At 65.8% G+C, this 23,322-nt stretch carries 17 protein-coding genes; 5 read left to right on the top strand and 12 right to left on the bottom strand.

Going from position 1 to position 23,322, the window contains the following annotated elements:
- Positions 1 to 10: 10 nt before the first annotated feature.
- The 12 genes from QRN53_RS07895 to QRN53_RS07840 form a co-directional block, all read right to left on the bottom strand.
- The gene (locus QRN53_RS07895; RefSeq protein ID WP_285243457.1) at positions 11 to 1,417 is read right to left on the bottom strand and encodes an amino acid permease; all 1,407 of its coding nucleotides are present in this window, start codon (positions 1,415 to 1,417) and stop codon (positions 11 to 13) included.
- A 272-nt stretch (positions 1,418 to 1,689) separates the two neighbouring features.
- Positions 1,690 to 2,583 (bottom strand): ABC transporter permease, encoded by an 894-nt coding sequence (locus QRN53_RS07890; protein WP_502934830.1) that lies wholly within the window; start codon positions 2,581 to 2,583, stop codon positions 1,690 to 1,692.
- Positions 2,583 to 3,506 (bottom strand): ABC transporter ATP-binding protein, encoded by a 924-nt coding sequence (locus tag QRN53_RS07885; RefSeq protein ID WP_285243455.1) that lies wholly within the window; start codon positions 3,504 to 3,506, stop codon positions 2,583 to 2,585. Before QRN53_RS07885 ends, QRN53_RS07890 begins: the two co-directional genes overlap by 1 nt.
- Before the next feature lie 151 nt (positions 3,507 to 3,657).
- On the bottom strand, positions 3,658 to 5,112 hold the full coding sequence (locus tag QRN53_RS07880; protein ID WP_285243454.1) for a bifunctional phosphatase PAP2/diacylglycerol kinase family protein: 1,455 nt from the start codon (positions 5,110 to 5,112) through the stop codon (positions 3,658 to 3,660).
- Positions 5,113 to 5,226: 114 nt separating this feature from the next.
- A complete protein-coding gene (locus QRN53_RS07875) occupies positions 5,227 to 6,435 on the bottom strand; it encodes an MFS transporter (RefSeq protein ID WP_285243453.1) in 1,209 nt (402 codons plus the stop codon).
- Complete coding sequence (locus QRN53_RS07870) at positions 6,432 to 7,205, bottom strand: DeoR/GlpR family DNA-binding transcription regulator (protein ID WP_285243452.1); 774 nt, start codon at positions 7,203 to 7,205, stop codon at positions 6,432 to 6,434. The genes QRN53_RS07875 and QRN53_RS07870 overlap by 4 nt, the downstream gene beginning before the upstream one ends.
- A 54-nt stretch (positions 7,206 to 7,259) precedes the next feature.
- Positions 7,260 to 8,942 carry an ATP-binding cassette domain-containing protein gene (locus QRN53_RS07865; protein WP_285243451.1) on the bottom strand — a complete coding sequence of 561 codons (1,683 nt, stop codon included), beginning with the start codon at positions 8,940 to 8,942 and terminating at the stop codon, positions 7,260 to 7,262.
- Positions 8,943 to 8,967: 25 nt separating this feature from the next.
- Positions 8,968 to 10,968: a penicillin-binding transpeptidase domain-containing protein gene (locus QRN53_RS07860; protein WP_285243450.1), complete on the bottom strand. Its 2,001-nt coding sequence runs from the start codon at positions 10,966 to 10,968 to the stop codon at positions 8,968 to 8,970.
- A gap of 87 nt (positions 10,969 to 11,055) precedes the next feature.
- On the bottom strand, positions 11,056 to 12,498 hold the full coding sequence (locus tag QRN53_RS07855) for a phytoene desaturase family protein (protein ID WP_285243449.1): 1,443 nt from the start codon (positions 12,496 to 12,498) through the stop codon (positions 11,056 to 11,058).
- Positions 12,491 to 13,954: a glycosyltransferase family 87 protein gene (locus QRN53_RS07850; protein ID WP_285243448.1), complete on the bottom strand. Its 1,464-nt coding sequence runs from the start codon at positions 13,952 to 13,954 to the stop codon at positions 12,491 to 12,493. Before QRN53_RS07850 ends, QRN53_RS07855 begins: the two co-directional genes overlap by 8 nt.
- Positions 13,955 to 14,765: 811 nt before the next feature.
- The gene (locus QRN53_RS07845) at positions 14,766 to 15,350 is read right to left on the bottom strand and encodes a histidine phosphatase family protein (RefSeq protein ID WP_285243447.1); all 585 of its coding nucleotides are present in this window, start codon (positions 15,348 to 15,350) and stop codon (positions 14,766 to 14,768) included.
- A complete protein-coding gene (locus QRN53_RS07840; RefSeq protein ID WP_285243446.1) occupies positions 15,347 to 16,855 on the bottom strand; it encodes a CCA tRNA nucleotidyltransferase in 1,509 nt (502 codons plus the stop codon). The genes QRN53_RS07845 and QRN53_RS07840 overlap by 4 nt, the downstream gene beginning before the upstream one ends.
- A 208-nt stretch (positions 16,856 to 17,063) precedes the next feature.
- On the opposite strand from QRN53_RS07840, the gene QRN53_RS07835 reads away from it, so the two are divergent.
- From QRN53_RS07835 to trxA, 5 genes are all read left to right on the top strand, one after another.
- Positions 17,064 to 17,564 (top strand): NUDIX hydrolase, encoded by a 501-nt coding sequence (locus QRN53_RS07835; protein ID WP_018762826.1) that lies wholly within the window; start codon positions 17,064 to 17,066, stop codon positions 17,562 to 17,564.
- Between the two features lie 60 nt (positions 17,565 to 17,624).
- Positions 17,625 to 19,763, top strand: a complete 2,139-nt coding sequence (murJ, locus tag QRN53_RS07830; protein ID WP_285243445.1) for a murein biosynthesis integral membrane protein MurJ — start codon at positions 17,625 to 17,627, stop codon at positions 19,761 to 19,763.
- Positions 19,764 to 19,922: 159 nt separating this feature from the next.
- Entirely contained in the window at positions 19,923 to 21,539 is a 1,617-nt protein-coding gene (locus QRN53_RS07825) for an ABC transporter substrate-binding protein (RefSeq protein WP_285243444.1), read from the top strand.
- 211 nt (positions 21,540 to 21,750) lie between these two features.
- Positions 21,751 to 22,707 carry a thioredoxin-disulfide reductase gene (gene trxB, locus QRN53_RS07820; protein WP_285243443.1) on the top strand — a complete coding sequence of 319 codons (957 nt, stop codon included), beginning with the start codon at positions 21,751 to 21,753 and terminating at the stop codon, positions 22,705 to 22,707.
- A gap of 36 nt (positions 22,708 to 22,743) precedes the next feature.
- The gene (trxA, locus tag QRN53_RS07815; RefSeq protein ID WP_285243442.1) at positions 22,744 to 23,070 is read left to right on the top strand and encodes a thioredoxin; all 327 of its coding nucleotides are present in this window, start codon (positions 22,744 to 22,746) and stop codon (positions 23,068 to 23,070) included.
- Positions 23,071 to 23,322: the final 252 nt, after the last annotated feature.

Genomic DNA, 23,322 nt, shown 5'->3' with positions numbered 1-23,322 from the left:
CTAGTGCGGGCTACTCCACTGGTGCCGCGGCAGGCTCGGATGCCACGGCCGGTCCAGCCGCCGTGGCCGCGTCCTTGCGACGGTAGCGGAGCACGCCAACAGCAACCACCACCGCAGCCAACGCGATGGAGAGCAGCAGTGATTCGCGGGTTGATTCCACGATCACCATGCCGATGAGCAGGGCCACGATGCTGACGATGGCTGCCCAGGTGAGGTAGGGGAAGAGCCACATCTTCAGCTGCAGGTCCTGTGCGGCAGCGCCCATCCGGCGGCGGAGGATCAACTGGGACACGGAGATGACCAGCCAGACGAAGAGGGCGATGGCGCCGGAAGTGTTGACCAGGAAGAGGAACACGGTGTCCGGGGCGATGTAGTTCAGGCCAACCGTGACGAAGCCGACCACGGTGGAGGCCAGAACGGCGGCGGCGGGGACTCCGCGGCGGGAGATGCGGGTCCATGAGCGCGGCGCGTCACCGCGGGTGGACAGCGAGAACAGCATGCGGCTTGCGGTGTAGAGGCCGGAGTTCAGGCAGGAGAGGACTGAGGTCAGGACCACGACGTCCATGATGGTGCCGGCGCCGGGGATGCCGAACAGTTCGATGACCGCAACGTAGGGGCTCTTGGCCACGGACGCCGAGTTCCACGGAAGCAGGGTCACCACAATCGCGATGGAGCCGATGTAGAAGACCAGGATGCGCCATACGGTGGATTTCACGGCCTTCTTGACGGCGTCCACGGGGTTTTCGGATTCCCCTGCCGCAATGGTGGCGATTTCGGCGCCAAAGAAGGAGAAGACAACTACGAGGATGCCGGCCAGGACTGCTCCGGGGCCGTTGGGCATGAAGCCGCCGTTGTTGACCAGGTTGTTCAGGCCTGGGGCGGGGACTCCGGGGATGAGGCCCAGGATGGCAGCGACGCCGAAGATCAGGAAGAGGACGATTGCCGCCACTTTGATGGAGGCGAACCAGAACTCGAACTCGCCGTAGGACTTCACGGAGCCGAGGTTGGTGAGCGTCAGCAGCACCATCAGGGCCAGCGCCCAAACCCACTGGTCAATGCCCGGCACCCAGCGGTGCATGATGGCTGCGCCCGCAGTGGCCTCGATGCCCAGGACGATGATCCAGAACCAGGCATAGAGCCAGCCGATGCTGAACCCGGCCCAGCGGCCCAGCGCCTTGTCTGCGTAGGTGGAGAACGAACCCGTTTCGGGGTTCGCCGCGGCCATCTCGCCCAGCATGCGCATCACCAGGATGACCACCAGGCCGGCGGCTGCGTAGGCGACGAGGATGCCGGGTCCGGCCTGCTGGATCGCGGCACCGGAGCCGACGAAGAGCCCTGCACCAATGACGCCGGCGATGGCGATCATGGACAGGTGCCTGGGTTTCAGGGACTTGGAGAGTTGCTGGTCAGCATGCATGGAAGTGCCGTCCTGTTGGGAAATAGCAGAGGTTGGGCGACGTGCCTTGGTGCATCACGGGGGACCGTGTGATGCACCACATCGTCGTTTCACCCTAGGTCCGCCATTATGCGCCTTGCTTTGTGCACTCCAACAGATCTGGTTGCATCCAACAGGACGGCACTCCAAGCAGAAACCACCACAGGCAAATAATGTTTCCTGTCAGGCATTTTCGTAATGTGCCGGAAACCACGCGCCGGCCGCAGCCAGGCGGCCGGCGTCGGGTGGTCCCCCTAGACGTCCCGGCGCTTCAGCAGGACGGCGGCGACCAGGAGGGGGATCACTACCCAGGCGCCCAGGACCAGGGCCGCCTGCCATGCTTCGAGGGTATCCGGCACGTGCTGGGCAGCCGTCAGCGGCTCAACCGTGTTGCCCGGCAGGTATTTCCTGGCTTCCTTGAAGAAGTCGCCGGGAATGAGCTGGAAAGCGATGGGTGCCACGAAGAAGATGCCCACCAGGCTCATGATGCCGCCGGCCGAGTTCCGGAGCAGCGTACCCAGGGCCATGCCGATCGCGGCTACGGCTGCCACGTAGATGCTGTTGACCAGGAGCAGCTTCACGGATTCGGAGCTGGCAAGGTCCAGCTTCAGTCCGTAGTTGTCCAGGATGGGAACAGCCACGAGTCCGGCCACCCAGGTGGAAATGGCCGTGACCGCGAAGGACACCACCATGACCACCGCCAGTTTGGCGGTGAATGCGGGCAGCCTCTTGGGCACCGCCGCGAACGTGGACCGCGCCATGCCGGTGGTGAACTCCGAACTCATCAGGAGCACGCCCAGGGAGCCAAGGATCAGCTGGGCGAAAGCGATCCCGGAGGTGGGCACGCTGATGGCCAGGTCGCCGCCCTGCGAAGCGGCCCGGACGGCCGCCTGCGGGTCCCGGCTGGCCGCGTTGGCAAACTGCCCGGTGCCCCAGGCGGACAGCGCACCGAAGCCCACCACCACAACTGCCGTGGCCGCGAGCAGGATCAACGTTGAGAGCAGGCTCCGGAACTTGATGATCTCCGAGTTGAGCACCCGGATGAAGGTGGGGCCAGGCAAGGACCGGCCGTGGCTGCCGCTGCTGTGGCCCGCGGCGGACGGTGCCGGTTCGGGCGAAGCCGTCGATTCTGTGGTCATGGCGCTCATTATTTGCTTACCTCCGCGGCGGGCAGGGAGTGGTATTCGACGTCGTCCTTGGTCAGTTCCATATACGCTTCCTCGAGGCTGGCCGTCAGGGGCGTGAGTTCGTAGACCATGACCTGGTTTTCCAGGGCCGCCGCAGCGATTGCCCTGGGATCCAGGCCGGTGACCTCCAGCAGTTCCCGTTCCGGGGCCTCGATGGAGGCACCACGGCCGGCAAGCAGCTGGTGCAGCCGGTCCGGCTGGTCGGTGCGGACGCGGACCCGGGCCTGGCCTTTGCCGGTGATGATGTCGCGGATGGGAGCATCGGCGATGACCCGTCCGCGGCCGATGACGATGAGGTGGTCCGCGGTCTGGGCCATCTCACTCATGAGGTGGCTGGAAAGGAACACGGTGCGGCCCTGCCCGGCGAGGTGCCGGACCAGGTTCCGCACCCAGACCACGCCTTCCGGGTCCAGTCCGTTGACCGGTTCGTCGAGGATCAGGGTCTGCGGGTCGCCGAGCAACGCCGCGGCGATTCCCAGCCGCTGGCCCATGCCCAGTGAGAAGCCTCCTGCTTTCTTGCGCGCCACGGCGTCGAGCCCGGTCATTTCGATCACTTCGTGCACCCGGGTTTTGGGAATGCCGTGAGTGGCTGCCATAGCGAGCAGGTGGTTGTAGGCGCTGCGGCTGGTGTGGACGGCTTTAGCGTCCAGCAGGGCACCCACCTGGCGCAACGGCGCCGTGTGCTTGACGTACGGGAGGCCGTTCACTGTGACCGATCCCGACGTCGGCCGGTCCAGCCCCATGATCATGCGCATCGTGGTGGACTTTCCTGCCCCGTTCGGGCCCAGGAATCCAGTCACTTGCCCTGCCCTGACGGTGAAGCTGACGCCGGCTACGGCGGTTTTCGCCCCGTAGACCTTTGTCAGCCCGTTTGCCTCGATCATGAATGTTCCTTTTGACGGCAGCGCGCGGCTGCGGATGGCGTTCTGTGGGAATTCACTCCCTACGCTAACGGGGGCATCGCCGCTTTTTTGCCGTACTCAGGGATGATTCAGGGGAGAATCAGGGTTGTTGCCGGAAGAGCGCAGTCCCAGCTCAGGGGCGTGGGGAATAGTACGTCAGCGCCTTGCGCCGCACGGTGTAGGCCACCCGGCGCACTCCTGCCAGCGCTTCGCCGTCCACGGCAAGGGCCATGGGCGCGCCGCCGGCATCGATGGTGACCGCCGAGGCCTCGCGCAGGTGCGTGATCCTGGAGCTTGCCACGGTGCCGGTCAGGACGGCCCAGAGCAGCCGCAGGCGGGCGAAGGACTCGTCGGCTGTGATCAGCCTGACGTCCAGTACGCCGTCATCCATGACGGGCCGGATCAGCGGCGCGTGGTCCCGGGGGTAGTAGCGGCCCCGTCCCAGGTAGGCGATCCACACCTTATGCCGGACGCCATCCACGGACAGGGTGATGGGGGTTCCCGCTGCGAAAGTGCGGAACATGGCCACAACGCCGGCCAGCGGCTTTCCGAGGGCGGGTTGCAGGTGCTCCCGGCGGCGCACCAGATTGGGATACAGCCCCAAGCTGGAGGTGTTGAGCATGACCAGTTCGGACACTTCGGGGTTGCCGGCGAGGCCGCGTTCAGCGGTGACTATGCCGATGTCTGCCAGCGCAGCCTCCCCCTTGGTTGCTGCCTCCACGGCGTCCTTGAGGTTTCCGGTCCCGGCGTCCCGCGCAAAGTGGTTCAGGGTTCCGCCGGGCAGCACCAGCAGGGGAAGGGAACGGCCGACGGCGGATGCGGCCGCGGCACCGACGGTTCCGTCGCCGCCCCACACGCCCAGGGCGCGTGTTCCGGGGACGTCTGCGGTTGCGTTGATCTGCTGCACCAGGTCATCGTCGGGCTGAACGGTGTTTATATGAGCCTTTGGGAATACTTCTCGGAGGGCTGCGGCCGTTTCCTCCTTGAAGGATCCACCCAACGTGTTGACCACGATGCTGAGGCCCTCGCCATCGGGCAACCCTGGCGCTTCGGTCCAGGTCCGGGTCGTGGGCGGGATGGGCGGCCGGACCGGCCACCAGTGACGGGTCATCAGGGCGGCGCCTGCACCGATTGCCGAACCGAAGATCACGTCCGAGGGCCAGTGCGCACCAGTGTGGACCCTCGAGTAGGCCACCCCGAGGGCCGCGGGCGCCAAGGCAGCCCCGAGGGCGGGCTGGACCAGGCCGGCACCCACCGCGAAGGCGACTGCGGATGCTGAGTGGCCCGACGGCATGGAGGAGCTCTGGGGCTGCGGGTGGACGAAGCGGAACACCGGGAGGTGTTCCGGCTGCGGCCGGGTCCGGGGAAGCAGTGTCTTGAAAACCAGGTTGGTGGCGGCCGAGGCGACGCCTTGGGCGATCAGCCCGTGTACGGCGGCCCGCCGGGTCTTGCCGGGGAACAGCGCCATAACGGCGGCGATTCCAATCCAGAGCTTGCCCTGATTTGCTGAGGCCGAAAGCCGCCGGAAGAACGCGTCGTGGCTGCCGCCCGGAAGGTCCGAAACATGCTGAAGAAGGTACCTATCCATGCGGCTGGGCCAACTCCGGCGGGGGTGCCTGGTGCTTTCCATGTGATCACCCTAAACCCATGGCCCTTGCGCGCTTCGCTCAACGTCCCTACCTGCGCGGCGGCACCAATCCCGTCAGGGCGCCTTGGTGTCCTCACGCTGCAGGGGCTTGGCGGCACCGGCCAGCAGCAGCGCCACGAGGATTGGTGCCATGATCGCCAGCAGTGCGGTGTGGATGCCGGTGAGGTCGCCGAGGTAGCCGAGCAGCGGCGGCCCGGCCAGGAACGATATATAACCCAAAGTGGATACAACGGATACCCGGGCCGCAGAATGTTTCGGGTCATCGGATGCGGCGGACATTCCCATCGGAAAGGCCAGCGCAGCGCCAATGCCCCAGAGCGCCGCCCCGATGCCGGCAAGCCAGATATTCGACGCCAGTACGAAGAGGCCCAGCCCGGCCGCTGCGGCAGCCATACTGGCCCGCAGCACGGCCACGCGCCCGTACTTGTCGATCACGCGGCCGCCAAGGAAGCGCATGGCCGTCATGGCCAGGACGAAGAGGGCGAACATGAGTGCCCCTGTGGACTCCGACGTGCCCAGGCCGTCCACCGAGGCTTTGGCGATCCAGTCGTTGCCGGCCCCCTCAGTGAGGGTGGCTCCAAGTACCACGACGCCGATCAGCAGGGTCCTGCTGTCCCGCCACGCCGAGGGCCCCTTGGCGGGTTTGGGTTCCCCGGGCGTGGCTGCGGTGGAGGTGTGGGGGAGGAAGAAGCGCGGCGCGGTCAAGGCCACCAGCACCACCACCCCGGCAATGACTATCAGGTGGAGGGGAAGGTCCACACCCAGGCCGGACAGGCCGGCGCCGACCAGGGCGCCCACGAAGGCGCCACCGCTGAAGGCTGCGTGGAACTGCGGCATGATGGTGCGGCGAAGTTTATGTTCGACGTCGGCCCCTTCGATGTTTTGCGCAACATCCCACAGGCCGATGCCGATCCCGAAGAAGAACAGTGAGACCGCGGTTCCGGGTATGGACGTGGCTGACAGCGACGTGGCGATGCCGATGCCCGCGGCGGCAGCCAGCAGCCCGGCAAAGCGGACAGTGTTGGCTGTGCCGATCCGGCCCACCACCATTCCCGCAGTGGGAAGTGCCAGGAGCGACCCCACCGCCGTGCACAGCAGCAGCGTGCCCATCTGGCCGGAGGTGATGTGCAGCGTCTGCGTGACTGCCGGGATCCTTGCAGCCCAACTGGCGAACACGAGGCCATTGATGCCGAAGACCACAAACGTGGCGGCAGCCGCCGCTCTCAGTCCCGCATGCTGTTCAGTGCCGGCATTGATGCTCATACGTTCACTACTTCCACAGAGTACTTGTCGAGTTGTTCTTGTTCCCGGGCATTGAATTCCCGGTCGGTGACGATAACGTCCACCCGGTCCAGGCCGCCGATGAGGACCCTCGCGTGCGCCTGCCATTTTGTCGCGGACGCGGCAACCACCACCCGCGCTGACGCGTCGAGGCCGGCTCTCTTGACCGCGGCATCGTCCAGGTCGTGGGCCAGCAGGCCGTCAGTGAAGTCCACGGCACACGGGGTGAGAACGGCGGTGTCAAAACGCAGCGACCTGATGTTGGACTCCGCGAGGGGTCCGCGGAAACAGAGCTCACCGGCCACCAGGCTCCCCCCTGGCAGCAACAGCGCAGGCCGGGAGCCGGCCCCAGCGTCCCCTCCGGCAGCCGCATTGAGTCCGGGCAGGGACATCGGCATCAGTGTCAGTTCGCGGCCGGTCACGGCGCGGGCCACCTCGGTGGCTGTACTGCCGCTGTCCAGCCAGACAAGTGCGCGATCCGCCAGCAGCCCGGCGACGGCGGCGGCGATGCGCCTCTTCGCGTCCCTGTCCTCCAGCTCCCGCAGTCCGTAGCCGGGGTTCTGGCCCTGCCCGATCAGGCTCCTGGCGCCACCGTGGATCCGCCGGAGGACGCCGTTTCCCGCCAGTGTCTCGAGGTCGCGGCGGATCGTGGCCCCGGAAGCGTCACAGGCCAGCATTAGTTCTTCGACGCTCACCTCGGCCTGCCGCCGGAGGATTTCGGCAATGGTTCTGTGCCGTTCATCCGTCTTCATGAACAAATGCTATCAATTTATGATCATTTGCTCATATAGCTGTTCATGCAGCCCTCAACGGGCGCGTTCCACCCGCTGTTCGTCCCAGACCGGTTCGGCGGACTCGTAGACTTTTCCGTCCGAGCCGAAGACCAGGAACCGGTCGAAGGTCCGGGCGAACCAGCGGTCGTGGGTCACCGCGAGCACGGTTCCTTCGAAGTGGTCGATTGCCCGCTCCAAGGCCTCGGCGGAGTGCAGGTCCAGGTTGTCCGTGGGTTCATCCAGCAGCAGCAGCGTGGCGCCACTAAGTTGGAGGAGCAGGATCTGGAACCGTGCCTGCTGGCCGCCGGAGAGGGATTCATACTTCTGTTCCGACTGCCCTGCCAGGCCATAGCCATCCAGGGCGCCCGCGGCTGCCTCCCGCCCCAGCCCGGACCGGTGTTCATCGCCGCGGTGCAGGATATCCAGCAGGGTCTTGCCCAGGAGGTCGGGCCGGACATGGGTCTGGGCAAAGAACCCGGGCCTGATCCGTGCACCCAGCTTGACGGTCCCTTCGTGCGGGACCTCGGCAATGTCGACGTCGGATACGGGCAGGTGTTCGCGTTCCGGGTCGGTGCCGCCGGTGGCGAGAAGGCGCAGGAAGTGGGATTTGCCGGAACCGTTGGAGCCCAGCACGCCCACGCGGTCGCCGAACCATACTTCGGTGGAGAAGGGCTTCATGAGCCCGGTCAGCTCCAGTTTTTCCGCCACGATGGCGCGCTTGGCGGTCCGGCCGCCCTTGAGCCGCATCTGGACGTTCTGTTCGATGGGAAGCGCCTCGGGGGGACCGGCCTCGAGGAACTTGGCCAGCCGGGTCTGGGCTGCGTGGTACCGGTTGGCCATGTCCGAGCGGAACGCCGCCTTGTTCTTGTACATGTTGACGAGTTCCTTGAGCTTGATGTGCTCCTCGTCCCAGCGCTTCCGCAGTTCTTCGAAGCGCGCGTTCCGGTCCGCGCGGGCCTCTACGTAGGACTCGAATCCGCCGCCATGGATCCAGGCTGCAGCGCCGTTGATCCCGGGCTCCAGCGTGACGATCCGTCCCGCCGCGTTGTTCAGGAGTTCGCGGTCGTGGCTGATGAAGAAGACCGTCTTCTTCGACTCGTTGAGCTTTTCCTCCAGCCAGCGCTTGCCCGGAACGTCCAGGTAGTTGTCCGGTTCGTCCAGGAGGAGGAGGTCGTCCGGGCCGGCGAACAGTGCTTCGAGGACCAGCCGTTTCTGTTCCCCGCCGGAAAGGGTCGACGCCGCGCGGTGCTGTGCGCGGTCAAAGGGCAGTCCCAGCGCTGCCATGCAGACTTCGTCCCACACTGTCTCGACGTCGTAACCGCCGGCGTCGCCCCAGTCCACGATGGCCTGGGCGTATCGCATCTGGGTGGGCTCGTCGTCGTGCTCCAGCATGGCCAGTTCCGCCTCGTCAACCTCACGGGCAGCGGCCGCCAAGGCCGGGGGAGCAGCGGACACCAGGAGGTCCCGGACGGTTGAACCGTCACGGACCTGTCCTACGAACTGGCGCATGATTCCCATGTTCCCGGAGCGGCCGATGACGCCCTCGTCCGGGACCAAGTCTCCGGCGATGATTCGGAACAGCGTGGTTTTTCCCGTGCCGTTGGGCCCGATCAGGGCGGTCTTGGTCCCGTCCGGGACCTTGAAGGTCACTCCGTTCAGGAGCTGGGTGCCGTCGGAGAGGAAATAGTCGATGCCGGAAACGTCAATATGGGCCACGCCGTCAATCCTCCCACGGCGGACCCTAGCCGGCCGCGGTGAGGAACTGCTTCAGCAGCGGACCCGAGGTGGTGGCGCCCAGGCCGCCGTCCTCCACGAACACTGCCACGGCCAGGTCGCCGTGGACGGCCACGATCCAGGCGTGGGTCTTGGGCGGATTCTCGGTACCGAACTCGGCGGTTCCCGTCTTCGCACCTACGGGCGCACCGGGGACGCTGGCGAGGAACCCTGCGTGGCCGGAGGTGACCACGGCACGCATCATGTCAGCCAGGGATGCCGCCTCCGCTGCCGTGATCGGTTTGTCCGATGCCGTGGACGGGGCTTCGGCTGTGGCCGTCGCTGTCGGTTCGGCCGCCGGGGCGGTGGACCCTGCAGCGGTTCCCGCGGCGGGGGCCGCGGCGGGGGCCGCGGCGTCGGGGTTGAGCACCAACTGCGCCGAAACGGGGGCACCCTTGGCAACCGAGCCGGCCATGATCGCCGCAGCCAGGGGGGAGAGCAAAACCTTGCCTTGGCCGATCATGGAAGCCGCGTGTTCGGTGCCCTGGGCCTGGCCCGGCACCGAACCCAGCAACGCTTCCGCCCCAAGTTTCGGCGCTTCGACCGCTACGCCCAGGGAGGCGGCCGCAGCTTCGAGCTGGCTCTGCGATACCGAGTCGCGCTGGGAAATGAAGGCGGTGTTGCAGGAGTGCGCAAAGGCGTCCCGGAGGGTCACCGCCCCCAGGGAGGTGGTGGGGTAGCCCTCGGAGTTCTTGAAGGTGCGCCCGTCCACCGTGAGGGTGGGGGTGCACTGGACCGTGGAGTCCGGATTCATGCCGTTCCGGAACATGGCCAGGGAATCCACCATCTTGAAGATGGAGCCCGGGGCGTACTGGCCCAGCAGGGCCGTGTTGTAGCCATTGCTTCCCGGGCCCGAGGCCGCGGCGAGCACGGCTCCGGTGGAGGGCCGGAGTGCCACGATGGCCGATGCCGGCCCCACGGACTCCAGGGTGGATTCGGCCAGGGTCTGGAGCCGCGGATCGAGGGTGGTCTTCAGCGGCGTGCCGGGCTTGGGTGCCACCTGGAAGAGGACCCGCCGGGAGTCGGTGCCGGCGGACTGGATCTGTTCACGCGTCAGGTCGGCCCGCTGCGCCCGGATGACGACGGCGTCTGATCCACGCAGTTGTGCATCGTACTGTTGCTGGAGCCCGCCGATGCCGGCAACATCGCCGGCGTCCAAGGCACCATTGGATGCGTCAATTTGTTCAGCGGTGGCTTCACCGACCGATCCAAGTATGGCGCGGGCGAACGTCCTGCTGGGGGCAAGCGGGACGGACGCGGGGATGCCGCGGGCGCCGGGGATGGCCTGGATCTGTTGATCCGAGATGGTCCGGCCTTCTTCACGCAGGGTGATGGCCGGGACGAAAGCCTGCGCACCCGCGGCCTTGACCTGCTGCACGTAGGCGGCAGGGTCCACGCCCACCAGTGCGGCCAGCTTGCCGGCCGAATCGGCGGGGTCTGCGGCGCCCAGTTGAGTCTTGTCGATGCCCACATTAACCACGGGACGGTAGGTCACCAGCGGCACGTCGCCGGCACCAAGGATGTCCGCCCGTTGGGGGGACTGGGAGCCTTTGGTGACAATCTCACTGTCCGTCAGGCCAGGTGCCAGGAGCGCCGGGTCCCACACCGTCAGCCACTTGCCGCCGGACTTCTTGAAGTTCGCCGAGCTGGTGTAGGTCCATTCGGCGGCGCCGAACTTCCAGGTGTAGCTCAGCGGCGCAGACGCCTTGTCGCCGTCGAGGGTGAGTCCGCCTGCATGGACCTCGGGCTTCTGCGGATCCAGGGCCGCGAAGACCTGGTGAAGCTGGTCGTTGGCCGCTGCGGCGTCCTTGCCGTCAAAGGCCACCGAGCCAACGTCCAGCGATGAGACTGCGCCGGCCAGCTGTTGGGCGGCGGCTTCGGCCCCGCTCTTTCCGTCGTCGCAGGCCACCAGGGAGGTACCCAGGACGAGCGCAGCTACGGCAAGCGAAAGTTTTGTTGATTTCCCCATGGGGCCATTATCCCCCTGGGCCGGCAGCGTGCTGCACCGTGTCGTCGCAGGCCAGGCGGTTGTGGCAGCGCCGCCGTCCGTCAGGGCCTAGCCGAGGGAAAGGTCCGGAACCGGTAGCTTGAAAATGTCCTTTAGGGCGTACGTTGCGGCGTGCATCCCGGGCATTCCCGTAACACCCGGGCCCGGGGGCGTGGACGATGAGCAGAGGTAAACGCCCAGCAGCGGGGTCCGCCACGGGACGGGGGACACCACGGGCTTTTGGACCAGGCCGCGTACGTCCATGATGCCGGCGCTGAAGTCGCCGCCAACGTAGTTGCGGTTGTACCGGGCAAGCTGTGCCGCGGTGATGGAGTGCGATTCCACCACGAGGTCGCGGAATCCCGGGGCAAACCGTTCCAGCTGCGCGGTCACCTCGCCGGTCATGTCCCGCGTGGAGCCTGCGGGGACGTGGCAATACGTCCACAGCGTGTGCCGCCCCTCCGGGGCCCGTCCCGGGTCGAACCGGGAGGGCTGGGCCACCAGGACATAGGGCCGCTCGGGATGGCGGCCGGCGCTGACCTCGTTCTCCGAAGCTGCCAGCTCGGCCCGGGTGCCCCCCACGTGGACCGTGCCGGCGTCGGCAAGGCCGCTGGCCTGCCACGGCACCGGACCGGACAGGATGAAGTCCACCTTGCAGGAGCCGTTTCCGTACCGGAACGCCTCGAGGGCCCTGCGGTAATGGCCCGGCAATGCCTCGCCCGCCATGTCCAGCAGGCCGCGGGGTGCCACATCCAGCAAGGTGGCCCTGGTGGCCGGAAGTTGCTCCAGCCGGTCGATGGGGGTGTCGGTGTGGATGACGCCGCCGTGGGCGCGGATGTCGTCGGCGAGGGCCGCCGCGATGGAGGCGGAGCCGCCCCGGGGGATGGGCCATCCGTCCTTATGCCCCAGGGCACCGAGCATCAGGCCGGCCCCGGATGCTGCAAGGGAAGGCAAATGCGAGATGGCGTGCGCGGCAACTCCGCTCAGGAGGGCGGGTGCAAGGTCTTCCTTGAACCGTGCGTTCCACAATCCGGTCCCCTGTTCCAGGGTCCGCAGTCCATAAACACCCGCCATCACCGGATTGCGGGGGATGCGCAGGAGCTGGTTCTGGGTGAAATCCATGATGTCGCCAACGTGCCGGACCAGCGGTTCCATGAGCCGGCGGTACGCAGCGCCGTCCCGGCCCAGTTCCGTAGCGGTCCGCTCCAGCGACGTGTAAGCCAGGGCGGCCCGCCCGCCGTCCAGCGGGGAGCCGAAGGACACCTCCGGGGTGATCAGGTCCACCCTCCGGGGCAGCTCGAAGGCACGGAAGAACGGGGATGCCAGCGCCATGGGATGCACCGCGGAGCAGACGTCATGGAAATGTCCCGGCTGCATGAGTTCGGTGGTGCGCGTACCGCCACCGATGGTCGGGGCCGCCTCGAAGACTTCCACGGACAGTCCGGCCCTTGCCATGACAGCCGCTGCCGAGAGTCCGTTGGGGCCGGAGCCCACTACTGCGACATCAGGCACGGGACCCGGCTTTCCACGGGATCACTGATTCCGGGGACCGCGCGGGATCCAGCCGGAACCAGTCGGGCGCGTTCGTGAAGGGGCCGCCGTGCGGATCATCAACGTGGTGGCGGCGGATGGGGTCATAGGCGGGGTCGTAGATGTCCCACACGATGCGGGCCATAAGGTAGGCCACCGCAGCCATGTGAGCGGCGACGGCGAGGACGTAGTACGGCATGTCCAGGTTGTGTTGGGACGAACCGGCGCTGGTCACTTGTCCAAGGTACATCCAGATCGCTGCCCAGTGCAGGGCCTCGATGCCCTGCCAGATCAGGAAGTCGCGCCACCTGGGCCTGGCGAGGGCAAGCAGCGGGATCAGCCAGACCACGTACTGGGGTGAGTAGACCTTGCTGGTGAGGATAAAGGCCGCGACGATCAGGAAAGCGAGCTGCGCCAGGCGGGGGCGTCGGGGAGCCGTCAGCGCTACGGCAGCTATCGCGGCGCACAGCAGGACGAACAGCCATGCTGACAGGGCACTGACGGCGTCCGGGGCCAGCCCGGACCAGCCAAGCCTGCCGGCCACCAGGTTGTAGGCAAACCAGGGAGAACTGTATCCGGCGCCCCGGTCCGCGCTGTACTGAAAGAAATAGGCCCAGCCGGAGGGGTTGGCAGCTGCGAACGGCAGGTTGACCACCAGCCATGTGGCGGCGGCACTGCCGGCGGTCACCAACAGCGGCCGCCACCGTCCGGTGCGCACTGCAAGCAGCAGGATGGCCCCCAGGACCAGCAGGGGATAGAGCTTGGTTGCCGTGGCCAGCCCAATCAGGATTCCGGCAGGCACCTGCCGGTTCCGGGCAAAAAAGTACATTCCGGCGGCCAACAGGCAGGCTGCCCAGAGATCCCAATTGATGGTTCCCGCGAGGATAATCCCGGGGGCGACCGCCACCATGGCGGCGTCCCAGGGACGGCGGCCGGGCATGCGCGCAATTGCCAGGACGGTGAGCATGGCCACGGCCGCCAGCAGCACGGCGTTGATGTCGAAGTAGGCCAAGGCGCGGGCGTTGGCGTCTCCACCGGGAACCAGCCAGGCCGTCAGTCCCGCAATCAATCCGATGAGCACCGGGTACTCAAACTGGCTGCCGCTGCCGAGAATGGGGAACACCCCCTGTGCCATGCCGCGGTTACGGAACAGCTCCGGGAAGTCCGAGTAGCACGTGGCGTAGAACTGGGTTGGTGTCTCCCAGCCGTTGACCCGGCAATAGCCTTTGAGCAGGATTCCCAGCAAGGCCGCCAGTGCCGTCAGGAGCACCAACACCCGTTCCACGGTGTAGAGCCCGGGGGAGGCAACGCCGGGATCCGCCCTGGTCCCGAGCGGGCCGCCCACTACCTCGGTGAAATTCCGGAGCAACGCATCGCTCCGGCTTGGCACCACGATTCGGGGCCGTCGTCCACCCTCCGGCGGCTGGGTCTCGTGCATGAAGTCGAGCTTACAGCCGGCCCCTGCGTGAAGCGCGGGGGCCGGCTGTCAGCGCAAGCCGCCGAGCTGCTGGTGCAGGAGCACGAAAACGTCGTTTCGATGCTGCTCCAACAGGTGACGGTTGAATGAACTGCGTCGCTGCATTGGGCGGGACAGGAGCCCCAGGATTTTTCGCATCAAGGAAAGCACCTCCTTTCACTTTATTGGGGCACAAAAGTGCATGACGAATTCACGCCTTTTTTCGGCGCGTAAAAGCACGGAAAGAAGACGCGTGAATTTCATAGCGGAAATGGGCCGGAAATTGCAGGAAAGAATACAATTCCAAGGGACGCCGGCACCGCCGGAAGCCATGTACCTGCGCCGGGCCGGAACGCGGGATGGCGCGGACGCGGTTTCAGGCGTCAGCGGAGCGTGGGCTTGTGCAGGTGCTGCTTAGGAGAGTCAGCGCAGGAGAAGCGGCCTGCCGGCGGGTATCCGGGAACTGGCCCTAATGGGCCCGTGTTACCGGGAAACCTGGTTCCGGTTAGCGGCGCCGCGAAGGACCGGGGAGAGCGGCAGACCGCCACCCGGTACCGACCGAGGCCACGCGCGCAGCACCAGCAAAGGCCGGGAACGCATTGATGGGGGTGTTCCATTCGCCAGTCAAAGTCATCATTTTCCCAACCTCCTTTTCTGCTGTCCGCTGCGTGGTGTGCAATGCGGTCCTTGACCCGGGCAGATTGCCGTGGGGTCAGGAATAAAGCTACCCCAGGAATCCGGAAAAGACCAGCAATTGCCGGGAAAAGGGGAAAAGTTTTTAGTAGTAAGTAATTTACAGGCCCCAGCGCACTATAGCGGGCGTCTTTTTATCCCAGCCCAGGGTGCATACCTTGGCAGTGCCGAGGACAAAGTGCCGGCCTTCCGTGGGCGGCAATTCGAGCCAGCGCGCGGTAAGGATCCGGGAGAAATGCCCGTGCGCCACAATCAGCACATTGTCCATCCCGGATTCCAGGATCCGGCCGATGATCTTGTCCGCCCTCGCGGCCACCTCGTCAAGGGTTTCACCGTTGGGAACACCGTGGGTCCAGATCAGGTAGTCGGGGTTGTCCTTGCGGATCAGGTCCGAGCTGATGCCTTCGTAGTCCCCGTAGTTCCACTCCACCGCGAGCGGTTCGTGCCGGGCATCAGGGAAGCCGGCGAGCTCCGCAGTGCGCCGGGCACGCCGCAGCGGCGATGTGAGCACCAGGTCGAAGTCGACTCCGTCCAGGACCTTGCGGGCCTCCACGGCCTGCTGTTCGCCTTCCACCGTCAGGGGGAGGTCGGTCAGGCCGGTGTACTGCCCGCTCTTGGACCATTCGGTTTCGCCGTGGCGGAGGATCCAGAGCTGGGGACGCGGGGCGAAGGTGGGGTTGGTCATTTTGGCTCCTCAGCGGGTGAAGGTTCGACGACGGCGGGAGAGGCTCCGGGCTCCGGCCCGGCAGGTGCTGATTCAGGCTGTCCGGCCCACCAGCTGAGCAGGCGCGCCTCGGCCTCTTCCGCGGGCAACGGTCCGTGTTCCATCCGTTCATTAAGGAGGAACTTGTAGGCGCGGCCCACTACGGGGCCTGGTTTGAGCCCCAACAACTCCATGATGCGGGCTCCGTCCAGGTCCGGGCGCACGGAGTCCAGCGATTCCTGTTCGCGGAGCGCGGCAATGCGGGACTCCAGGTCGTCGTAGGCGAAGGACAGCCGGTCGGCCTTGCGCTGATTTCGGGTGGTGACGTCGGACCGGGTGAGCCGGTGCAGCCGCTCCAGCAGCGGGCCGGCGTCCGTAACGTACCGCCGTACAGCGGAGTCGCTCCAGCCGGCGTCGCCGTAGCCATAGAAACGCATGTGGAGTTCCACCAGCCGTGCAACGGCCTTGATGGTGTCATTGTCGAACCGCAGCGCCTTCATCCGTTTGGATGTGAGCTTGGCACCCACCATGTCGTGGTGGCGGAAGCTCACCGCGCCGCCCGGTTCGAAGCGGCGCGTCGCCGGCTTGCCGACGTCGTGCATCAACGCTGCGAAACGCAGCACGAAGTCAGGGCCGGGCACTGCCCCCTCCGAATCTGTTTCAAGCTCGGCTGCCTGCTCCAGGACCTGGAGGGAGTGCTGGTAGACATCCTTGTGCCGGTGGTGCTCGTCGGCTTCGAGGCGGAGGGCGGAGACTTCCGGCAGGACATGCTCAGCAAGCCCTGTCTCCACCAACAGGTCCACACCAACACGCGGCCGGGCACCGCACACCAGCTTGACCAGTTCGTCCCGCACCCGCTCCGCGGAAATGATCTTGATCCGGTCAGCCATGTGGGTCATGGCGTCACGGACGTCGTCGCGGACCGAGACCCCCAGCTGCGCAGCGAAACGGGCCGCCCGCATCATCCGCAGGGGGTCATCGGAAAAGGACGCCTCCGGCGAACCGGGAGTGGCGAGCAGAGAGGCGTGCAGGTCCCGCACCCCGCCGAACGGATCCACCAGTTCCAGGGAAGGCAGTTTCAACGCCATGGCGTTAATGGTGAAGTCGCGTCGCAGCAGGTCGTCGGTGAGCGAGGAACCGAAAGCCACCACGGGCTTGCGGGAGTCGGGATCATAGGCCTCGGCCCGGTAGGTGGTGATCTCGATCTGGAAGCCCGCTTTGCGCATGCCGATCGTGCCGAAGGCGCGCCCGATCTCCCAGAAGTTGTCCGCCCACTTCTTGATCAGTGCCACCGTCTGGTCCGGGGTGGCGTCCGTGGTGAAGTCCAGGTCGGGTGAGGTCCGGCCAAGGAAAAGGTCGCGCACCGGGCCGCCCACAAGGGACAGCTCGTGGCCGGCGTCCACGAACCGCTGTCCTAGCTCCAGGACCACCGGATCCACCTTGAAGTCAACGGTGTGGGAATCAATCTTGTGATGTGCGTGCGACATAGTTCCTTAAGCTTGGCAGAAACCAGCGCCGCGGCAGTCCAAAAAAGCGTCAAGATCCGCGCTGATTGACGTTCCCGGTCGCCAAATGCGTCACATCCCGTCCATGTTGGTGTCATGTTCCGGTCATCACGAACGGGCAACAGTCGTTAGAGTGGACTCCATGGCCCATCCAGTACCGAGCGCTCCCGGCAGGAGGACGAACGCACCATTGCCATCGGCAATCGGGGCGCACGTTGCCCCTGCCCAGCAATCGGCACCGGCGTCACTGCCCACGGTTGAGGAAGTCTCAGCCGGCGGTGTGGTGGTGGACACGTCCGACGCCGAATTGAGGGTTGCGATCATCGCCCGCCTTAATCGCGGCGGACGTTTGGAATGGTGCCTGCCCAAGGGGCATCCGGAGGGCAAGGAAAACAACGAGCAGGCGGCCGTCCGCGAAATTGCCGAAGAAACCGGCATCGAGGGAGACATCCTGGCGCCGCTGGGGAGCATCGACTACTGGTTCACGGTCAGCGGCCACCGGGTCCACAAAACTGTTCACCATTACCTTCTGCGCGCCACCGGCGGCGAGCTCACCATTGAGAACGATCCCGACCAGGAAGCCGTGGATGTGGCCTGGGTTCCCATCCAGGAGCTGGCCCGGAAGCTGTCCTTCCCCAACGAACGCCGCATCGCGGACCTCGCCCGCGAGGTCCTGCCCGGACACCTCTGACCCCGGACGCCGCCGTCGTCATTGCGGTGTTACGGGCAGGCGGGTGAGACGATGAACTCGATGTCAGCTACCAACTTTCCTTCCGACCGGCCCGGCCGGACCGATGACGCCGCACCCGGCGACGCAACCGCCGAGGCGGCAGCACCCGAGGCCGCGCAGCCCGCGGCCGCGGGTCCCAGCGAGTCCCGTTCCAGCGCCATCATGGCAGCCGGAACGCTCGTCTCCCGTTTCCTGGGCTTCGGCAAGACCTGGATGCTCGGCACCGCCTTGGGCCTCGGCTCAACGGTCAATGACACGTTCATCAACGCCAACAACCTGCCCAACCTGATCTTCCTGCTGGTGGCCGGCGGAGTCTTCAACGCCGTGCTGGTCCCGCAGATCATCAAGGCAAGCAAGGCACCGGACAGGGGAGCGGACTACATCAGCAGGCTGCTGACGCTCGCCGTCCTGATCCTGTTCGGCCTGACGGCGCTGGTCACCCTAGCGGCGCCTGCGGTGATCGACCTGACCACCCAGGGCTACTCACCGCAGCAGAAGGCGCTGGCAGTCACGTTCGCCTTCTGGTGCCTGCCGCAGATCTTCTTCTACGGCCTGTACGCCCTGCTGACCCAGGTCCTGAACGCCAACGGCGCGTTCGGCCCCGCCATGTGGGCACCCATCCTGAACAACGTGGTGGCCATCGCCGGTCTGGGGATGTTCATCTGGATCTTCGGAACCAACGAGTTCAGCAGCCATACGATCGACAACTGGGGAGCCAGCCAGACGCTCCTGGTGGCCGGGTTCTCCACCATCGGCGTGCTGTCACAAACTGCCATCCTGCTGGTGCCGGTCTTCCGGCTGAAGCTCGGACTACGGCCCAGGTTCGGCTGGCGGGGCGTGGGCCTGGGCCACGCTGCCAAGCTGAGCGTCTGGACCCTCCTGACGGCCGCCGTCGGGCAACTGGCCTTCCTGTATGTCATGCGCATCGCCACCATTCCCGGCGCCGAACGCATCCGGTTGCAGGAGGCGGGGGACCCGTCCGCCTCCACCCTTCCCGGCAACGCAGTCCTCGAGGTGGCCAGCCAGCTGTACCTGCTGCCGCACTCCATCATTGCCCTGTCCCTGGCCACCGTCCTGTTCAACCGAATGACCCGTGCGTCGCAGGACGGCAACCGGGCGGAGCTTCGTGACGCGCTCTCGCACGGGCTGCGGACCATGGCCGTCGCCACGGTGTTCGGCGCCCTGGCACTGTTTGCCCTGGCCGGTCCACTGGGCATGTTCTTCTCCGGCGGCTCTCGCCAGGACGGCGTCATGCTGGCCCAAACACTGACCATCCTGGCGCTCAGCACACCGTTCATGAGCGCCAACTTCATGATGTCCCGGGTGTTCTACGCCAACGAGGACGCCCGCACGCCGTTCTACGTGCAGCTGCTGCTTGCCGTGGTCTACGTTGCCGGTGCGTTCGCCATCCAGTTCCTGCCGGTGGGACAGATCATCTACGCCATCGCCGTCCTATACATGGTGGGCAACATCCTTTCGGTGGTCATCAGCGCGTTCTTCCTGCGGCGCATGCTGGGCAGCCTTGACGGTCCGCGGATCGCCAACTCCTACATCCGCATGGGCTACGCAGCGCTTGGCTCGGCGGTCGTCGGCGCGGCCGCCCTTTGGCTGCTGGGCAGCTACAACCCCGATGGTTTCGCTTGGAGCGGCCGCCTCCAGGCCCTGCTGACTGTCGCCGTTGCAGGGCCGGTCATGCTGGCCGTCTACTTCCTGCTGCTCAGGGTCTTCAGGGTCTCCGAACTCGCCGACATGCTGCGGCCACTGCTGGGCCGGTTTGGGCGCAGCGCCTCCGTTGCACCCGCGGCGGGGACCACGCCATCGCCCTCGCACCCGGAGGGGAAGGGCGGGGAGCACATTCAGCGTCCGGAACGGGCCACCACGTCGGTGGACACGGGACTCATTCCCCGGATTTCCGGCGAGTTCGACGCCGTCTCCTTCCGCGCCGGCCCGGATCCGGAGCGCGGGTCAGACCGCCAGTACGTGCACGACGACGGCGGCCGGCAAGTGCGGGCGGCTGACTACCTGCCAGGAGAGGAGCAGCCCGCCACAGCGCGCGGAGGCCTGCTCAGCGAACAAATCCCCCTTCCCGGCCGCCGGACGTACCAGGGGAAGGCCGGCGAGAACCCGTACTTCAAGAACCGCCGCCCACGGAAAAAGTGACGCCGGTACGGTCCGGCGCCGGTCTTGTCCGCGGCTGTCAGGGGCTGATCGGCTAGGATCGAACAGGTACAGGGGTAGTTGCATCCAGGGCCGTGCGCGGCACCTGGACGGCGGTTGCGTCATTGAAGCCGGCAATCCCGGACAGTCTAGGAGGAACACGTGTCCAACCCGATCGATGTCGGATCAGTACTGGGCGGCCGTTACAAGGTCACAGCCACGGTATTGGCCTCCCACGACCACGATCTGGTGCTTGACGGCGTGGACCAGGTCCTGAACCGGCCGGTCAGCATCCTTGTTGCGGGCCCGGAGAACACGGAGCAGGTTGCCCAGAGCGCCCGCGAAGTGGCCACCGGCGAACGCCCCGGTACGGTGCAGGTGCTGGACCTCGGCGTCACCGAAGATGCCACCTACCTCATCACCAACCACACCTCGGCCGCCGACCTCCTGGACCTCGTGGTGGCTTCCAACCCGCCCTACGTCGAACCGTTCTTTACGGACACGCTGGGCAGTGAGATCTTCGGCCAGGCCCGTTCCCACGAACCCGAGCCCTACGACGAGGAAGACAACGTCGACGCCGGGTACATCAACTACTCCGATTCGCACCCGAGCCAGGTTGATCCTTATCCTTCCGCGCCGGCCGCGCCGCCCAGGCCCACAGTCCGGCCCGCAGGCCAGGCACCTTCGGCGCCACCTGCTTCCGGCCGCGCTAGTGCAGCCGGGGCAGCCGCTGCGGGTGCAGCGGGCGCAGCCGCAGCCGGTGCCGCCGCTGGCCGACGGCCCGCCAACGTTGATCCCGATGCCACAGCCGCCCAGCCCGTACAGCCTGCCGCCGAGCGCGACGCCGGGTTCGGGCCGGCAAACACTGCGGACACGGACACCGGTCCCACCGACACCACCCAGGCACACCCCCAGCAGTCCGTTGCAGACGGCAAGCCAAAGGTTTCCCTGTGGTCTGATGACGACTATGCACAGTCTGCCGACGACGACTACCACCAGGACAGCGACGCCCCGGAAGAGCCCCGCAGCGGCAGGTCTGCCCTGTTTGCCCGTGCGGCGGCCCCGGCTGCCGCAGGCACCGCATTTGCCGGCCGGGACCATGACGACGATGACCAAGACGAGTCCGAAAACCAGCCGCGTTCCATGCGCTGGCTGGTTGGCGGTCTCCTGGCCGTGGTCCTGATTGCCGGGCTGATCTTCGCCGTCACCAACCTTGGCAGCCTGTTTAGCCCCTCCCAGCCGCAGGCCAAGTCGACTCCGCCCGTGAGCACCAGCGCACCCCAGGCGTCTGCGTCGGCCACCCAGGCAGCGCCGTCAGCGCCGCCGGCGGTGCCGCCCGCAATCGAAAGCGTGACCCGGCAGGGGAACTTCGACTTTGCTGCCACGTTTGATGGCGATCTGGTCAAGGCTTATGACGGAAACAACGCCAGCTACTGGTCCGACATGGAGTTTGCCACTGAAAACTGGGGCGGCCTTGCCCCGCAGGGCGTTCCGCTCGTGGTGAAGTTGAAGAGCAAGGCCACGGTGTCATCCATCACGCTGTCCCAGCTTGGCGGGTCCGGTGGCAACATCACCGTCTACACCAACGACCAGCCATCCCTGGACGGTGCGAAGGCAGTGGGTACCAACAGCTTCACCTCCACCGACCTGAACATGCCGCTTCCCGAGCCGGTACAGGCGCAGTACGTGATCATCTCAATCAATTCGCTTCCCAAGCTTGCTGCTCCGAAGACGCGTTACGGTTACGGCCTCCGCCTCGCGGAAATCAAGGTCCAGTAGGCCGCCTATACCCTGCGGTTGTTACGGCCGCGCGGAGTGTCCTGAACGGGGAATGTACTCTGGGAAGAGCGCCCTGCGAAGGATAGTTCTATACCTTTTGCGGTGGTTCACCTTGTCCGGGCGCTGGAATATTCAGCACCCGGGCACGGTTGTGCCATGTGGCCGGCCTCCACGGGGAGGCGAGTCGAACAAGGAAGAGGTTCACGTTTCAGTGACCATCGCAGAAAACACGGCGTCCGACGTACGTGATGTCATCATCGTGGGCTCTGGCCCGGCAGGTTACACGGCAGCGGTGTACACCGCGCGCGCAAACCTCAAGCCGCTGCTGCTCGCAGGTTCAGTGACCGCCGGCGGCGAATTGATGAACACCACGGACGTGGAAAACTACCCCGGCTTCCCTGAAGGCATCATGGGGCCGGACCTGATGGAGAATTTTGAGAAGCAGGCCGCCCGGTTCGGCACTGAGATCCAGTTCGAAGATGTCACCGAACTGGATCTCGAAGGACCGGTAAAGTCGGTCACCATCGGCACGGGGGAGACGTTCAAGGCAAAGGCTGTCATCCTTTCCACCGGATCCGCCTACCGGGAGCTGGGCCTTCCCAACGAGAAGCGGCTGTCCGGCCACGGTGTTAGCTGGTGCGCAACCTGCGATGGTTTCTTTTTCAAGGACCAGGACATCGCGGTCATCGGCGGCGGCGACTCGGCAATGGAGGAGGCCCTCTTCCTCACCAAGTTTGCGAAATCAGTAACGGTTGTACACCGGCGTGATTCCCTCAAGGCTTCCAAAATCATGGCGGACCGGGCGCTTGCGCACGAGAAGATCACCTTTGCCTGGAACAGCGCCGTCGATGATGTCCTCGGCGACGACAAAGTCACCGGTCTGCGGTTGAAGAACCTGCTTGATGGATCTGTATCCGAACTTGCCGTTACCGGGGTTTTCGTCGCTATCGGCAACGATCCCCGGACGGATCTCGTCAAGAACGTCCTGGACCTGACGCCTGAGGGCACCATCGCGGTGGAGGGCCGCAGTTCCCGGACCAGCCTCCCGGGTGTATTCGCGGCCGGCGACGTCGTTGACCCGACCTACCGCCAGGCAATCACTGCTTCCGGTTCGGGATGTGTCGCGGCTATCGACGTCGAACACTACCTGGCCGACCTGCCCGCCTAATTCGCGCCACTGTTATCCGAAGAGAAAGACAAGGTTATGAGCAACGCAAAAGATGTAACTGACGCAAGTTTCGGCACCGACGTCCTGTCCGCCGACAAGCCGGTCATCGTAGACTTCTGGGCTGAGTGGTGCGGCCCCTGCCGTAAGCTGGGCCCGATCCTCGATGAGATTTCGGTCGAATACGGCGAGAAGGTTGACGTTGTGAAGGTCAATGTCGATGACAACCCGGCAATCGCTGCCGAATACGGCATCACGTCCATTCCGGCGGTCTATCTCTTCCAGGGTGGCGAAGTGAAGAGCACCGTCATCGGCGCGAAGCCGAAGCAGTTCTTCGAGAAGGAATTCGCCGACGTTCTTTCCTGATCTGCAGCACTGTTAGTGCCAGCACCGGGTTAGGTTGAAAGCGGCTGCCGTCGTCCGACGGGGGCCACTTTTTTGTCTGCCTGCGGGTCGGCGCGCTTTGACACTTCTTCAATGTAGGCCAAACTGCTCATCGTTGCAGCGGTTGACGCCGACGGTGTTGGCTCGTGGTCCTGTTTCACGTGAAACACCCAACGGCGGCGCCTCAAACTACTGGCCCGGGAGAGTGTTGTCCGGTCATGTTGTTCGCGGCAA

The sequence above is a fragment of the Pseudarthrobacter sp. fls2-241-R2A-127 genome (assembly GCF_030209355.1).
Taxonomy (GTDB): domain Bacteria; phylum Actinomycetota; class Actinomycetes; order Actinomycetales; family Micrococcaceae; genus Arthrobacter.
The sequence above is the reverse complement of the archived record's forward strand: the minus strand, read 5'-3'. Positions and strand labels throughout refer to the sequence as shown.